The organism is Rothia sp. 11254D007BW (assembly GCF_053548195.1).
The window spans coordinates 1,426,952-1,441,521 of record NZ_JBPWPK010000001.1; the positions used below are offsets into that span (position 1 = coordinate 1,426,952).

Consider the following 14,570-nt stretch of genomic DNA (forward strand, 5'->3'; position numbering starts at 1 on the left):
TTTAGTACTTACGCTCCATCGGTTCGTAGCGGGTGAAGGTCACGGGCTTGGTGTCGAAGCGCAGGCCCTTGATGCCTTCCATCTCGGCATTCTCATCGAGGTAGACCATTGAGTGCTTCATGAAGTTGGCGTCGTCGCGGTCGGGGTAGTCTTCGCGGAAGTGGCCGCCGCGGGACTCCTTGCGGTGCAGGGCAGCCACAGACATAACCTTGGCCAGTTCCAGCAGGAAGCCCAGCTCGACCGCTTCAAGCAGGTCGAGGTTGAAGCGCTTGCCCTTGTCCTGAATCTGGATGTTCTTGTAACGCTCTTCGAGCTCAACAATCTTGTTGACGGCGTTGTGGATGGTTGCCTCGGTGCGGAACACCTGCATGTCGGCGTCCATGACGTCCTGCAGTTCCTTGCGCAGCTGGCCTACCTTTTCGGTGCCTTCGCCGTTGCGGATCTGGTTGAGCAGTTCCAGGGTGGCGTCTGCGGCGTCGTCGGGGACGGGCAGGAAATCAGCTGAGGCTGCGTATTCTGCCGCGTAGATACCGGCGCGCTTACCGAAGACGTTGATATCGAGCAGGGAGTTGGTACCCAGACGGTTGGAGCCGTGGACCGATACGCAGGCAACCTCACCGGCAGCGTAGAGGCCGGGGATGATGTCCTCGGAGTTGGAGTGTACCTCTGCCTTGATGTTGGTGGGGATGCCGCCCATGGCGTAGTGGGCGGTGGGGAAAACCGGGACGGGCTCGGTGTAGGGTTCAACGCCCAGGTAGGTGCGAGCGAACTCGGTGATGTCGGGGAGCTTCTCGTCGATGTGGGAGGGTTCGAGGTGGGTGAGGTCCAGAAGGACGTAGTCCTTGTTGGGGCCACAGCCTCGGCCTTCACGAACCTCGTTCGCCATGGAACGGGCCACAATATCGCGGGGGGCCAGGTCTTTAATGGTGGGGGCGTAACGTTCCATGAAGCGTTCACCGTCGGAGTTACGCAGAATACCGCCTTCACCGCGGGCAGCCTCAGAAACCAGGATGCCCAGGCCTGCAAGGCCGGTGGGGTGGAACTGCACGAACTCCATGTCTTCCAGCGGAATACCGTTGCGCAGGGCAATTGCCATGCCGTCACCGGTCAGGGTGTGGGCGTTGGAGGTGGTCTTGAAGATCTTGCCACAGCCGCCGGAGGCGAAGATAACGCTCTTGGCCTGGAAGACGTGGACGTCGCCGGTAGCCAGATCATAGGAGACAACACCTGCGGGGCGGCGGACGCCGTCCTCGTCCTCAACCATAACCAGATCAAGAACGTAGTACTCGTTGTAGAACTCTACGTTGTGCTTGACGCAGTTCTGGTAGAGGGTCTGCAGAATCATGTGGCCGGTGCGGTCTGCTGCGTAGCAGGCGCGGCGTACAGGAGCCTTACCGTGGTCGCGGGTGTGGCCGCCGAAACGGCGCTGGTCAATACGGCCCTCGGGAGTGCGGTTAAAGGGAAGACCCATCTTCTCAAGATCGAGAACGGCATCGATGGCTTCCTTAGCCATGACCTCAGCTGAGTCCTGGTCTACCAGGTAGTCGCCGCCCTTGATGGTGTCAAAGGTATGCCACTCCCAGTTGTCCTCTTCAACGTTAGCCAGAGCCGCACACATGCCGCCCTGGGCAGCACCGGTGTGGGAGCGGGTGGGGTAGAGCTTGGTGAGCACAGCGGTGCGGACGCGCTGGCCAGCTTCGATAGCGGCTCGCATACCTGCGCCGCCTGCGCCGATGATAACGACATCGTACTTATGTACCTGCATTGTGTGAATGCTTCTTTCTAAAATCTAGAGCGCCAATAGCTTACGGGGCGGTGCAGAAGGAAGGCAGAAGGTCTGCGGCTGCACCGGCGGGGCAGGGGTCAAAGGTGAAGATGACCAGGGTGCCCAGAAGAATCACGAAAGCGGTGGCAAGGAAGAGGGCTACCTTCAGGGCGAAGCGCACGCCATCCTTTTCTGCGTAATCGTCGATGATGACGCGGATGCCGTTAGCGCCGTGCAGCATAGCCAGCCACAGGAGCAGAAGATCCCAGACCTGCCAGAAGGGGTTAGCCAGCTTACCGCCAACAAAACCGAAGTCGATGCGGTGTACGCCTTCGCCCATCATGAGGTTGACGAAGAGGTGACCGAAAATCAGAATGACCAGCAGAACACCGGAGACACGCATGTAAAGCCAGGCGAACATCTCAAAGTTGTTGCGCTTGGACGAGGCTCGGTTGTATTTGACACCCGATACGGTGTTGTCGCGGCTGCGGGGAACCGAAATCTTGGTTTTCAGAGGAGTTGCCATGTCTTAGTGACCCCCAAAGACGAGCATGAAGTGACGGACGAGGAAGGGAACCATGACGACGGCCCAGAGCACCAGGACGCCCCAGAGCATAGCCTTCTGGTTCTTGGCACCGTTCTTCCAGAAGTCCACCAGGATAATGCGGATACCGTTAAAGGCATGGTAAACAATAGCTGCTACCAGAACAGCTTCACCCAGACCCATGATGGGGTTCTTGTAGATGTGCATGACGGCGTTGTAGGCCTCGGGAGAGACGCGGACAACGGCGGTATCAAGCACGTGAACCAGCAAGAAGAAGAAAATGGCGATACCGGTAATGCGGTGGGCAACCCACGACCACATACCTTCACGGCCGCGGTACAGCGTGCCCTTGGATGTATTCGGCACTGAATAACCTCCTGTGTGATGCGAGACGACACACCGATAGATTGAGCCCATCTGTGCGCCCACGCAACATACGTATTGTGTGTTCTACTCAACAGCAAGATTATCAGGTTTTGAGGTCACTTACTTACACCGTGTCACCATCTCTTAGGCCTTCATTCACGGGAAATAGAGAAGATTTTAATGCCCTTAAGCCAGCTATCGGCGCTATCATGCGGAAGGCGCCGCAAAGTTTTACATCAAAAGTGACCGGCGTCGTACAGCTTAAGGAAAAGATTTCATCATTATGACTTCAAATCTCGGTACACTGTAGGAACAATGAGAACACCACTTGAACGGTTCTACCCCCTCATTCCGGCCGGCGGCGTAGGGTCCCGCCTATGGCCTCTCTCTCGCGCCGTAGAACCTAAATTTCTGCTTGACCTGACCGGGACAGGTTCTTCCCTCCTTCGTGCTACCTACGATCGCTTGGTTGACCTCGCAGCTGATGGCGTCCTTGTCGTCACCGGCCAGGCCCACGCCAATGCCGTCACCCAGCAGCTCTCAGAGCTGCGCGGGTCCGATTTGGTACTCGAACCCTCACCTCGCGACTCCGCAGCAGCCATTGGCCTTGCCTGCGCTATTCTGCACGAGCGCGACCCCGAGGCCATCATTGGCTCCTTCGCCGCTGACCACATCATCAGCCCGGTCGAAGAATTCCAGGCCGTAGTACGCGAGGCCGTACACGCCGCGGCCTCCGGCAAGATCGTCACCATCGGCATCGAACCCACCGAACCTTCCACCGCCTTCGGCTACATCAAGGCCACCCAGAACCTGGGGCTGGAAGACGCCCCCAGCGTCCTTGCTGTTGAACAGTTTGTCGAAAAGCCCAATGAGGCCACCGCAACCGAGTACGTAGCCAGCGGCGACTACACCTGGAACGCCGGCATGTTCGTGGCCCCTGCAGCCCTCATGCTGCAGCACCTCGAAGCCAACGAGCCGGAACTCTACGCCGGCATCATGGAAATCGCCCGCGCCTGGGATACCCCCGCACGTGAAGCCTGCATGAACCGTCTCTGGGAGACCCTACCCAAGACCGCCATCGACTATGCAGTAGCTGAGCCTGCCGCAGCAGCCGGTGACGTAGCCATGGTTCCCGGTCGTTTCAGCTGGGACGACGTAGGCGACTTTGACGCCGTAGCCCGCCTCAACATCGAAAAGAGCGGTGACGACCTCTTCGTACTGGGCGACAAGTCCAGCGTCATCAGCGAAGAATCCACCGGTATCGTCGTCAACAACACCGGCCGTAAGATTTCGGTCATCGGTATCGAAGATGTTGTTATCGTTGACACCGCAGATGCCCTGCTTGTCACCGTGCGCGACGACGCCCAGAGCGTGAAAAACACCGTCAACACCCTGAAAGAACTGGGCCAGGACAACCTGCTCTAGCCCATCAGAGTTACACAAAGGCCCGCACCGTTTTCCCGGTGCGGGCCTTTTTGACACTCACGTTATGCAAATGATTCTCATTTAGTTTAGACTGGTGGGCATGCACAACACCTCTCGTCCTCTTTTCACCCTCATCAGCGCCACCCTCGCCCTTGCCCTTGCAGGCTGCGGGGCAGCGTCCGCCCCCTCCGCCACCTCAAGCAGCGACCAGGCCAGCGCCACCGCAACCGCAACCGCAGAACGCGCAGCCATCACCGAAGCCTCCACCCCCTCAGCCCGTATCGCCCTCACCTACGACGGCGGAATCATGATTGTGGATGGCAAGACCTTTGAGGTCATCGAAACCATCGAAAAAGAAGGCTTCCTACGCCTGCAGCCCGCTGGCGACAACCGTCACCTGGTCGTAGCCGACGGCGCCTCCTACACCATGCTCGACATGGGCGCCTGGACCCAGGCCCACGGCGACCACGACCACTACTACACCACCACCCCCACCCTCACCTCCCTGTCCTTCGCAGCGGACGGCACAGGCCACGTCATCACCGACTACGGCCGCTCAGCCATGTTCGCCGACAACACCGGCACCATCGAGGTCTACTCCCCCGCCGACCTGACAGGTGCTGACCAGTACACCGCCACCAGCGTCAGCACCGAAACCATTACCCTGCCCGATGCCCACCACGGCCTGGCCATCCCCCTCGAGAACAACCAGTACCTGGTATCGGTAGGCACCGAGGACGCCCGCACCGGCGCAGCCGTCATCAATGCAGACGGCTCGGTTGTCACCGAAAACCTCGACTGCCCCGGCATTCACGGCGAAGCGATCGCCGCTAACGACACCTTCACCGTCGGCTGTCAGGACGGCGCCCTTATCTACGCAAACGGCACTTTTACCAAGGTAACCAACCCCGAAGACCCCTACTCCCGCTCCGGCAACCAGGCCGGCTCAGCTGATTCAGCTATCGTGCTTGCCGACTACAAAACCGACCAGGACGCCGAGCTCGAACGCCCCGAACAGTTCGCCCTCATCAACACCATCACCAAGGAACGCACTAAAATCGCCCTACCCGAAGGCGTCTCCTACACCTTCCGTTCACTGGCCCGCGGCCCCGAAGGCTCCCACCTGCTGCTAACAACCGACGGCAAGCTCCGCTTCTGGGCTGAGGACGGCACCGAACTGGGCTCCGTAGATATCATGGACTCCTGGACCGAGTCAGAAATCTGGCAGGACCCCCGCCCCGCCATCTGGGTTGACGGCGAAACCGCCTACGTCACCGACCCCGTCACCAAGAAGCTACACGTTGTTTCCCTGGCGAAGATTGCGGACGGCACCGCCGAGGTATTTGCCAGCATCGACCTGCCCGAGGTACCCAACGAAATCAACGGTATCTCTCGCACCGCCGAACTGGTCACTACCACCGAAGTGGACTCTGACCACTAAAAACAGCTCACTCAAAAGGCCCTGCCTCTTCGCACTATGAGCGGAGAAGCAGGGCCTTTTGCTATAGCTTTACTGTTCCCAGCTGCTGCCAGCTGCCTGCACTGAATCGGTAGACTGTCAGCCGGTTCACGGTGAAATGGGCAAGCGCGGGTGGTAGGGTCGCAAAATCGCGCAAGGACGTCGCCAGGGCAGGGGCCGGGGCATGGTTGGCTAGGGTGAGGTGCGGCTCGTAGGGAAAAGGTGACGCTGACTCCCCTACCGCCTGCTGGCAGGCTGCATGAATCAGAGTGAGCCTATCTGCCCCGGCGACAACGGGGAGATAGGTTACGGGGGTAACCGGCTCAAAGGTTGCGGCCGGGCCCAGATCCACCTGCACGGGGCCGATGCCGGCCACCACCTGCTCAATGGAGCGCAGGGGGTCGCCGCCGGCGTCCTCACTAATCAAAATCGTGATGTGGCAGCTTTGAGCAGCGGGGCCCACCAGCCCCTGGCTCGCCCGCCAAGAGACCAGGTGCTCGGCCACCGCCGCAGGTACCTCAGCGACAATGCTGAGGTACCTGCGGTCGGGGTCTATCGTGGGTGAAGAAACCACCGGGCCAGGTGTCTAACTCTTAGAGGGCAGGCAGGAAGCCAACCGCGTCATACACATTCTTCACGGTCACAGAAGCAATCTCACGAGCCTTACCGGCACCGATGGCCAGCAGGCGGTCGAGCTCAGCGGGGTCGTCCATGAGTTCCAGGGCGCGTTCCCGAATGGGGGTCAGCTCCTCAACCACGATCTCAGCTAGGTCTACCTTGAGGTGGCCGTACATCTTGCCCTCGTAGTCGGCGACGATGTCGTCAATAGCCTTACCTGTCACCGCCGAGTAGATGGACAGCAGGTTAGAAACACCGGGCTTGTTCTCGCGGTCGTAAGAGATATCAGTGCCCGCGTCAGTTACCGCCGACTTAATCTTCTTGGCGGTCTTCTTGGGGTCATCAAGCAGCCAGATAATGCCCTTATCGGTGGTGGCTGACTTGCTCATCTTGGAGTCGGGAGTCTGCAGGTCGTAAATCTTGGCAGTCTCTTTGAGAATGACCGGCTCAGGCACCACAAAGGTATCACCGAAGCGGGAGTTGAAGCGCTGGGCCAGGTTGCGGGTCAGCTCCAGGTGCTGGCGCTGGTCTTCCCCCACCGGCACCACATCGGCCTGGTAGAGCAGGATATCTGCGGCCATAAGGACGGGGTAGGTGAAAAGCCCCACCGAGGCGTTGTCGGTGCCCTGCTTGGCGGCCTTGTCCTTGAACTGGGTCATACGGGCAGCTTCACCGTAGCCGGTAATGCAGTTGAGCACCCAGGCCAGCTGGGCGTGCTCGGGCACATGCGACTGCACGAAGAGCGGGGTCTTCTCGGGGTCGATACCGGCTGCGATGTACTGGGCCGCGGTCTTGCGGGTGCGCTCCAGCAGAACCGCAGGGTCCTGGGGCACGGTAATCGAGTGCATATCGGGAATAAAGTAGAGGCACTCGTGGTCTTTCTGCAGGTCAACCCAGTTATTGACCGCACCGATGTAGTTACCCAGGTGCATGGAATCCGCGGACGGCTGGGCGCCCGAGAAAGCGCGCGGCGCACCGGTTGCCGCGTTGGGAATCTTAGCCTTGATGTTTTCTTCGGGGGTGGTCTGCTGTGACTTGCTCACGGGGCGTCCTTCGCTGTGTTTAGGCCCCTTCACGGGCCAGTTCCATACCGTTCTTAGCGGTGAAGTTAATGGTGTCGATAGCGCGATCAATCATGTCGCGGGAGTTTTCGTCGTTGACCTCAAGCTGCTCAGCAATCACCTTTGACTGCACCAGGCAAATCTGGAAAGAGTGGGCGAGCTTCTCGGTGTGCACATCAGACTCGTACTCGGCGCGCTTCACGGCGTGCTCCTCGTAGGCCTTGCGCTGGGCTACCAGGGTACGGTTGACGTTCACCAGGAGGTAGGCTGCGATACCCAGCCAGGCTGCGATAATACCGGCCAGAATCCAACCCAGCACCGACTCTTCGCGGGCTGACTGGACGATAGCCCAGGCTAGCAGGGCAACGAGAATTGCCATGCCGATGCCCGCCCCCATGAGGACGACCTTAGTGTTCTGCTCTTGTGCTGTTTTTTCTGAACCGTTCGACTGCATGACCTCTATTATGTCAAAGGAAGCCAGGCCGCGCTGAATCGCAGGCCCAACTTAAGCGTAAAGTGGGGTACATGATGCCCTCATCACGTGAAACGAAGTACCAGCAGGTCGCCAGGCTCATCGAAGAGCGCTATATCTGCCCGGCCGATGAGAACATGCCCCTGCCCACAGAACGGCAGCTGCAGGATATCTTCTCCGTCTCACGCGACACCGTCCGCCGGGCTCTACGGGAACTAGCTGACGCCGGCCTTATCTACCATGTGCAGGGGTCAGGCACCTATGTTGCCCCGCGCAAGCACCCGATGCGGGCGCCGTCCTTGCGCTCTTTCACAGACGACATGGCCGCGCGCGGCCACCGCCCCCACTCCCTCACCCTCACCTGCCACCTCATCGAGGCGCCGCTGGCGGTTCAGCGCGATTTGTATCTGGACGCCGGTGCCAAGGTGATTCAGATTCAGCGGCTACGGCAGGCGGACGGCTCCCCTATCGCTCTTGAAACCGCCCACTTCCTGCCCGAGGCCTTCTCCCATGTGGAGCCCGAGCTGTCTGCCTCGCTCGATGCCCAGATGAGGGCGTCCGGCTTCCAGGTGGAAACCGCAACCGTGCGGGTGGTAGCGACCAACCTGACCCAGGCAGAAGCAGCCCGGCTGGGGGTTCCCCTCGGGGCAGCCGCCTTACGCGTTGAAAAAGTGGGCTACACCGTGCGCGGCCTGCCCGTTGAAAGCACCCAGACCCTCTACCGGGGCGACCGCTACGACTTTGAGATAGAGGTCAAGAGATAGTTCTTTTTCCGTGAGTGCATACGAGAATCGCCGAGTGCATACGCTCTTGGTAGGCACTCGGCGATTCTCGTGGACGCTTAGGCTGAGGCTGCCTGGCGTTCTGCGGTTTCTACCACGTTGACCAGCAGCATAGCGCGGGTCATGGGGCCCACGCCGCCGGGGTTGGGTGAGTACCAGCTGGCCTTAGCGGCGGCCTCGGGTGAGATGTCGCCGGTCAGCTTCTTCTTGCCGGTCTCGGGGTCCTCGATACGGGAGACACCAACATCGAGCAGGATAGCGCCGTCCTTGACCTGGTCAGCCTTCACGGCGTGGGCAACACCCACGGCGGCCACGATGATATCGGCATCGCGCAGGGCTGCGCTGACGTCCTCGGTGCCGGTGTGCACCAGGGTGGCAGTGGAGTTGACGTCCTTGCGGGTCAGCAGCAGGCCCAGGGGGCGGCCTACGGTAATACCGCGGCCCAACACAGCGACCTTCTTACCCTTCCAGGAGATACCGTGGCGCTCTACCAGCTCGATCACACCGTTAGGGGTGCAAGGCAGGGGCGAGTTCAGGGGTTCACCCACGTTGAGAACGAGGCGGCCCAGGTTCATGGGGTGCAGGCCGTCGGCGTCCTTCTCGGGGGCAATCTTCTCAAGAACGCGATTGGTATCGATGTGCTTGGGCAGGGGCAGCTGAACGATGTAGCCGGTGCAGGCCGGGTCGTTATTCAGCTTTTCGAGCTCAGCTTCAAGCTCTTCCTGGCTGATGGTCTCGGGCAGCTCCACCTTGATGGAGGCAATGCCGACCTCGGCGCAGTCGCGGTGCTTACCGCCCACGTAGGAGCGGGAGGCCGGGTCATCGCCCACCAGCACGGTCGCCAGACCGGGGGTAACACCCTTTTCTTTCAAGGTAGCTACGCGCTCGGCGAGTTCGCTCTTAATCTGGGCAGCGGTAGCGGTGCCGTCAAGAATCTGCGGCATGTTTACCACTCCTCGATACCGGAGTAGAGGGGGAACTTCTCGCACAGGGCGGTGACGCGCTCGCGCTGGGCCGCGACGTCGACGCCGGGCTTGAGGGTTTCGGCGATGATGTCGGCAACCTCGGTGAAGGCTTCAGCATCGAAGCCGCGGGTTGCCAGGGCGGGGGTGCCGATGCGCAGGCCGGAGGTAACCATGGGAGGACGGGGGTCGTTGGGCACTGCGTTACGGTTGACGGTGATGCCGGCTTCGTGCAGCAGGTCTTCTGCCTCACGGCCGTTGATTTCGGCGTCGCGCAGGTCGACCAGGACCAGGTGAACGTCGGTGCCACCGGAGATCACCTTAACGCCGGCCTCTGCCATGTCGGCCTGGTTCAGGCGGTCAGCCAGAATCTTGGCGCCTTCGAGGGTGCGGGCCTGGCGGTCCTTGAACATGTCGGAAGCAGCAATCTTGAAGGCGGTGGCCTTACCGGCGATAGCGTGCATGAGGGGGCCGCCCTGCTGGCCGGGGAAGACCGCCGAGTCGATCTTCTTCTTCAGGTCTTCAACACACATGATGAAGCCGGAGCGGGGGCCTGCCAGGGTCTTGTGGACGGTGGAGGACACCACGTGGGCGTGGGGAACGGGGTTGGGGTGCAGACCCGCTGCTACCAGACCAGCAAAATGGGCCATATCAACCCAGAGGTAGGCCCCAATCTCGTCGGCAATCTCGCGGAAGGCAGCGAAATCTAGCTGACGGGTGTAGGCAGACCAGCCGGCGATAATAACCTTGGGCTTTTCAGCCAGAGCCAGCTCACGGACCTCGTCCATGTTCACACGGCCGGTTTCTTCATCCACGCCGTAGGCAACAACCTCGTAGAGCTTGCCCGAGACGTTGAGCTTCATACCGTGGGTCAGGTGACCACCGTGGGCCAGGGACAGGCCCATAATCTTGTCGCCGGGGGTCAGCAGGGCGTGCATGACGGCGTTGTTCGCCTGGGCGCCAGAGTGGGGCTGCACGTTGGCGTGGTCGGCACCGAAGAGGGCCTTGGCGCGGTCGATAGCAAGCTGCTCCACCACGTCAACAAATTCGCAGCCGCCGTAGTAGCGGCGGCCGGGGTAACCTTCGGCGTACTTGTTAGTCAGAACAGAACCCTGAGCTTCAAGCACAGCGCGGGGAGCGAAGTTCTCTGAAGCAATCATTTCGAGGGTGTTCTGCTGGCGTTCCTGCTCGTGCTGGATAGCTTCAGCGACCTCGGGGTCTACCTCGGCCAGGGGCAGGTTGGTGACGTTGGGTGAAAGGTTGGTCATGCCACTTCCTTGAGTATGGTGGATCAGTTTCTTCTGCTTATCTGTACGAGGGGATACAGAAGATCACGTGATGCTTTAACCGAGCGGCGCGTGTGAGCGCACTCTACTTTTAAGTGTATGTGACCTAGCTAGCGAGAGCCCGCTGCCCCGGCAGATTTGAGATAATTTTCAGGTTTTTGCCCTCTCCGCTTTTAAGCTGCGCGGACGCCGGTGAGCAGCTCACCGGCGTCCACGCAGGAAAAAGGGAGGCTAGGCCTACTGGTAGGCGCTAGGAGCTGGCAAGGTACCGTTTAGCACGTAGGAGCCAAGTTCTGCCTGCTTGTAAGCCACAGGATCATGCAGGGTATGGGTGCGCACATCCCGCCAGTGACGGTCCAGCCCCACCGTTTTTTTGGTAGCCCGGGCACCCGTCACATCGTAGACCCCCTGAGTAACGTCAAGAGCTGTACGGTGAGCTGTAATTTTAGCTGTAACGATCTGCTCTGCAATGTGGGCCCGCTGCTCCTCTGTGAGCTGCTGCCCCTGCGCAAATCCCCAGTCTAGGGCATCTGTGGCCTGCTGTATCACGGCAGAAAGCGCCTGCACTTGAGCCACAAACCCACCATACTGACTCAAAATATAAGGGTCCTCTGTTGCCCGATCGACCGCAGAATGGAACCAGGGTCGGGAAGTCTCACGCGTATAGGTGAGAGCTTCAGATAAAGCTCCCTCAGCTGCCGCTAAGTAGACGGTAGAAAACAGCAGCTGGAAGGCCGGGGTAGAAAGGGTCTTAGCGGGTTCTCGTTCAGCGTCTGTGGCTGGGATACGGGCAATAATCTGCTCGTCGGTAATCAGCAAATCCCTATATTCAATAGAGTTGGTAGCTGTCAGGCGAGAACCGAGAACATCCCAGTCATCGTGGCGGATAACGCCATCCGCCTGGGTATCTATGAGAGCAACTAATCGGGTTCCGTCTTCTGTGATAGCACGAGAGAAGATACGGTCAGCCACGTAGCTACCTGTAGCAAATGGCTTCGTACCGTTAAGCACCCAGCCGGCCTCAGTGTGCTCTGCCTCTATCTGTTTCCCCTGGGGAGTTCCGGTGGATGCAAAGAGCCAGTGGTTGGCCAGTGTTTCCCGGGCTAGCTGCTCCGCTGCTTCGCCCTGAAGATCAAGATAGGGGAAGACCTGAAAGATATAGTGGTAGCCCAGTAACTGACCAATAGAGTTATCGGCTCGAGCAATTACTTGCACCAGTTCAAAACATTCATGCCAGCTCAGCCCTTCTCCACCTAGATGAGCGGGAATATTGAGCGGCAACAGACCGGATTGGCGGAGCAACTCCTTCTCTGCCAGTGGTGGCTGCCCAGCGCGGTCTCGTTCAAGGACATCGGTGCGCAGTGTGCGAGCAACCTGCTCTGCCACTTCTAGCCAGTGCTTGTGACGGGCAGGACGAGCAGGCGCCCCAAGAGGCGAAATAAATGAGAGAGTCATCGTACTTTCCCCTAGTGATTAGGCGTTCTTCCAGCTGGCAATGTCTGATTCGATATCACGGTCCCAGGGGGTTTCAAGCACTCCCCCGATATAGTTTTCAAACCATTCGCGAACCCGCTCAGAGTGGAAGGCTTCTTGAAGCACTTTAGCTTTTTCAGTACCGGCAAAGTCAGGGCGTGAAGCTACTACACAGATATAGGGCAGGGCATCTTCAGTCGTTTCAAAGGCAACGGCATCGTCGGGTGTTAGGCCGATTTCGGCAGCTAAACGCACAAAGAGAAAGCCGGCATCAACATCTTCGTAGGTCTGTGAGAGAGACTGCTGATCAACTTCAACAAATTCCAGGTTACGAGGGTTCTCGATGATATCCCGCTGGGATAGATGAATTACAGACTTCCCCTCGGTCAGAGTAAGCAGCCCTGCCTGTTCCAAAAGCTTAAGTCCTCGTCCGTTGTTCGAGGTGTCTACAGGTAGGGCAATCTTAGCTCCATCAGGCAGCTCATCGAGCGAAGCGTAGTGGGCGCTCCACAGGCCGGCGGGTGAGGTGTATTCGTAAAAAAGCGGGATATTATCTAGCCCTTTATCTTCGTTGAACTGTTCCAGGTAAGCCACATGCTGGAAGTAGTTGACGTCGTATTTACCCTGGGCAACTTCAAGGTTGGGCTGCACTATATCGGTCACGAAAGTGGGCTTAAGCTCCCAGCCCTGTTCTGCCAGAATTTCTTTAGCAATGTTGACCGGCTCCTGGTAGGGCGCTGATTCGGTAGCGACGATAGTAATGGTTTTATCGGTTGAGTTGCTGGCGCTCTGGGCTCCGCAAGCTGAGAGTCCCAGCGCGGTGGCGAGCCCGAGACCCGAGCCCAGTAAAGCCTGGCGGCGGGTCAGTGAGATTTGAGATGTGGTTGTCATGGTGAAGTCTCCTGTAGGTATAACGGTGTGGTTACTAGTGATGACGTACAAATAATCGTTGGTTTAGATGCTTGGAGCGAGGAAGGATTTGCCGTAGTGGTTCTCTGCTAGATACGGGTCGCCGGTAAGTTTTTGGCGCAGAGGGCCGGGGGCATAATCGCTTTGAGCCAGACCGCGCTCACGCAGAATGGGAAGAACCTGATCAATAAAGTCGGTGTAGGAGCCCGGTAGCAGGGAATTGATGATATTGATACCGTCTACCCCTGCGTCTGCCCACTCTTCAAGCCTGTCGGCAATCTGTTCCGGACTACCTACGATGTGCTGGGATTCAGCCCGATAGCGGGCTAAGTCTGCAAGGGTAGGGTTGCCGCCGGGTACCGAATCGGCAATTGCTTCAAGCAGTCCGACGGAGCCCTCAGTACGGATCTCACCCAGCGGTGTGTCTAGGGGAACTCCACCGAAATCGACCCCTAAACTACCTCCGATGTGGGCAATGATTGCCTCAAGATCCAGGTATTCTTTCTCCTGCTCATAAATTCGGTGAGCTTCTTCCTCAGTAGAGCCCACGGTAAAGGACAGACCAGCAAAGAGTTTGATGTCCTCCCGCTTCCGTCCTACTTCAGCAGCTGCCGTCTCTAACCGGCTTGAAACCTTAGCAGCGTGAGCCGGGTTAGGGGCAAAAATGAAGGTAGCCTCAGCATGGCGGGCAGCGAAGCGAGTACCTCGAGGGGAGCTGCCTGCTTGGAAAAGGAAAGGAGTGCGCTGCGGGCTAGGAGCTACTAGATGAGGTCCATCGACAGAGTATCGCTTGCCTCTGTGATTAATAGGCTTCACTCCAGTTGGGTCAGCAAAAATCCCAGATTCTTTATCTAGTTTCAGGGCGTTGTCCGACCAAGACCCTTCCCACAGCTTATACACCACATCTAGGTATTCTTCAGCTTCGTCATAGCGGCTATCGTGTTCAGGGATTGTTTCTGCCCCAAAGTTACGGTGGGCATTTTCGAGGGCACTGGTAACGATATTCCAGGCTACTCGGCCCCCACTCAGATGATCCAGCGTCGAGAGCTGGCGCGCGAAGGTGAAGGGGTGGGCCTGAATGGTGGATGAGGTTATAGCAAGACCCAGGTGCTCCGTAGTAGCAGCGAGCGCAGACGCTAGAACGAGCGGATCGTTTGACGGTATCTGCAGTCCCTTTTGGATCAGTGCGTCGCTATTGCCGCCGTAATCGCCGTAGACGCCTACAACGTCGGCCAAGAAGAGGGCATCGAACTTTGCTGTTTCGAGCTGGCGGGCTAAATCTTGCCATAGAGCAAGTTCGTTGAATCGGTGCTGTTCGGCTTCGGGGTGTCGCCAAAGACCGCCTCTGATGTGGCTTCCAGTATTCATAACGAAAGCACTCAAGAGCAGGCGTTTACGGTTGGGGGTGTGTGTTTTTGACATAGGTGTCCCCTTGGACTGTGAAAAAT

At 58.7% G+C, this 14,570-nt stretch carries 14 protein-coding genes; 3 read left to right on the forward strand and 11 right to left on the reverse strand.

Translation table 11 applies throughout. From position 1 onward, the window contains the following. Nucleotide 1: 1 nt before the first annotated feature. Genes sdhA through sdhC form a run of 3 tightly spaced genes read right to left on the reverse strand, consistent with a single transcriptional unit; the run spans nt 2 to nt 2,675 of the window. The gene (gene sdhA / locus ACEE43_RS06405) at nt 2-1,765 is read right to left on the reverse strand and encodes a succinate dehydrogenase flavoprotein subunit (RefSeq protein WP_135011169.1); all 1,764 of its coding nucleotides are present in this window, start codon (nt 1,763-1,765) and stop codon (nt 2-4) included. A 40-nt stretch (nt 1,766-1,805) separates the two neighbouring features. Further along, nucleotides 1,806-2,291 (reverse strand): succinate dehydrogenase hydrophobic membrane anchor subunit, encoded by a 486-nt coding sequence (locus tag ACEE43_RS06410; protein WP_237196973.1) that lies wholly within the window; start codon nt 2,289-2,291, stop codon nt 1,806-1,808. A 3-nt stretch (nt 2,292-2,294) separates the two neighbouring features. Then, complete coding sequence (gene sdhC, locus ACEE43_RS06415; RefSeq protein ID WP_237196975.1) at nt 2,295-2,675, reverse strand: succinate dehydrogenase, cytochrome b556 subunit; 381 nt, start codon at nt 2,673-2,675, stop codon at nt 2,295-2,297. 315 nt (nt 2,676-2,990) lie between these two features. Here sdhC and ACEE43_RS06420 point away from each other — a divergent pair, with 315 nt between their 5' ends. Together ACEE43_RS06420 and ACEE43_RS06425 are read left to right on the forward strand one after the other, a co-directional pair. Continuing rightward, nucleotides 2,991-4,100 carry a mannose-1-phosphate guanylyltransferase gene (locus ACEE43_RS06420; RefSeq protein WP_237187243.1) on the forward strand — a complete coding sequence of 370 codons (1,110 nt, stop codon included), beginning with the start codon at nt 2,991-2,993 and terminating at the stop codon, nt 4,098-4,100. Nucleotides 4,101-4,200: 100 nt separating this feature from the next. After that, complete coding sequence (locus ACEE43_RS06425) at nt 4,201-5,541, forward strand: hypothetical protein (protein WP_449108069.1); 1,341 nt, start codon at nt 4,201-4,203, stop codon at nt 5,539-5,541. Nucleotides 5,542-5,602: 61 nt separating this feature from the next. Here the strand turns inward: ACEE43_RS06425 and ACEE43_RS06430 are convergent, their stop codons facing one another. Genes ACEE43_RS06430 through ACEE43_RS06440 form a run of 3 tightly spaced genes read right to left on the reverse strand, consistent with a single transcriptional unit; the run spans nt 5,603 to nt 7,692 of the window. Further along, nucleotides 5,603-6,133, reverse strand: coding sequence for a 2'-5' RNA ligase family protein (locus ACEE43_RS06430; RefSeq protein ID WP_449108068.1), 531 nt, complete (start codon nt 6,131-6,133; stop codon nt 5,603-5,605). A 19-nt stretch (nt 6,134-6,152) separates the two neighbouring features. After that, nucleotides 6,153-7,220 carry a tryptophan--tRNA ligase gene (gene trpS, locus ACEE43_RS06435; RefSeq protein WP_423817327.1) on the reverse strand — a complete coding sequence of 356 codons (1,068 nt, stop codon included), beginning with the start codon at nt 7,218-7,220 and terminating at the stop codon, nt 6,153-6,155. A gap of 19 nt (nt 7,221-7,239) precedes the next feature. Then, nucleotides 7,240-7,692, reverse strand: a complete 453-nt coding sequence (locus ACEE43_RS06440; RefSeq protein WP_237187252.1) for a hypothetical protein — start codon at nt 7,690-7,692, stop codon at nt 7,240-7,242. Between the two features lie 71 nt (nt 7,693-7,763). Here ACEE43_RS06440 and ACEE43_RS06445 point away from each other — a divergent pair, with 71 nt between their 5' ends. Next, nucleotides 7,764-8,474, forward strand: a complete 711-nt coding sequence (locus tag ACEE43_RS06445; RefSeq protein ID WP_449108067.1) for a GntR family transcriptional regulator — start codon at nt 7,764-7,766, stop codon at nt 8,472-8,474. Nucleotides 8,475-8,551: 77 nt separating this feature from the next. Here ACEE43_RS06445 and ACEE43_RS06450 read toward each other — a convergent pair whose 3' ends face one another. The 5 genes from ACEE43_RS06450 to ACEE43_RS06470 form a co-directional block, all read right to left on the reverse strand. Then, a complete protein-coding gene (locus ACEE43_RS06450; RefSeq protein ID WP_237196985.1) occupies nt 8,552-9,436 on the reverse strand; it encodes a bifunctional methylenetetrahydrofolate dehydrogenase/methenyltetrahydrofolate cyclohydrolase in 885 nt (294 codons plus the stop codon). A gap of 2 nt (nt 9,437-9,438) precedes the next feature. Next, complete coding sequence (glyA, locus tag ACEE43_RS06455) at nt 9,439-10,722, reverse strand: serine hydroxymethyltransferase (protein WP_449108066.1); 1,284 nt, start codon at nt 10,720-10,722, stop codon at nt 9,439-9,441. A 255-nt stretch (nt 10,723-10,977) separates the two neighbouring features. Beyond that, nucleotides 10,978-12,195: an acyl-CoA dehydrogenase family protein gene (locus tag ACEE43_RS06460; RefSeq protein WP_449108065.1), complete on the reverse strand. Its 1,218-nt coding sequence runs from the start codon at nt 12,193-12,195 to the stop codon at nt 10,978-10,980. An 18-nt stretch (nt 12,196-12,213) separates the two neighbouring features. After that, nucleotides 12,214-13,104, reverse strand: a complete 891-nt coding sequence (locus ACEE43_RS06465) for a MetQ/NlpA family ABC transporter substrate-binding protein (RefSeq protein WP_449108064.1) — start codon at nt 13,102-13,104, stop codon at nt 12,214-12,216. Nucleotides 13,105-13,167: 63 nt separating this feature from the next. Beyond that, nucleotides 13,168-14,544, reverse strand: coding sequence for an LLM class flavin-dependent oxidoreductase (locus tag ACEE43_RS06470; RefSeq protein ID WP_449108063.1), 1,377 nt, complete (start codon nt 14,542-14,544; stop codon nt 13,168-13,170). Nucleotides 14,545-14,570: the final 26 nt, after the last annotated feature.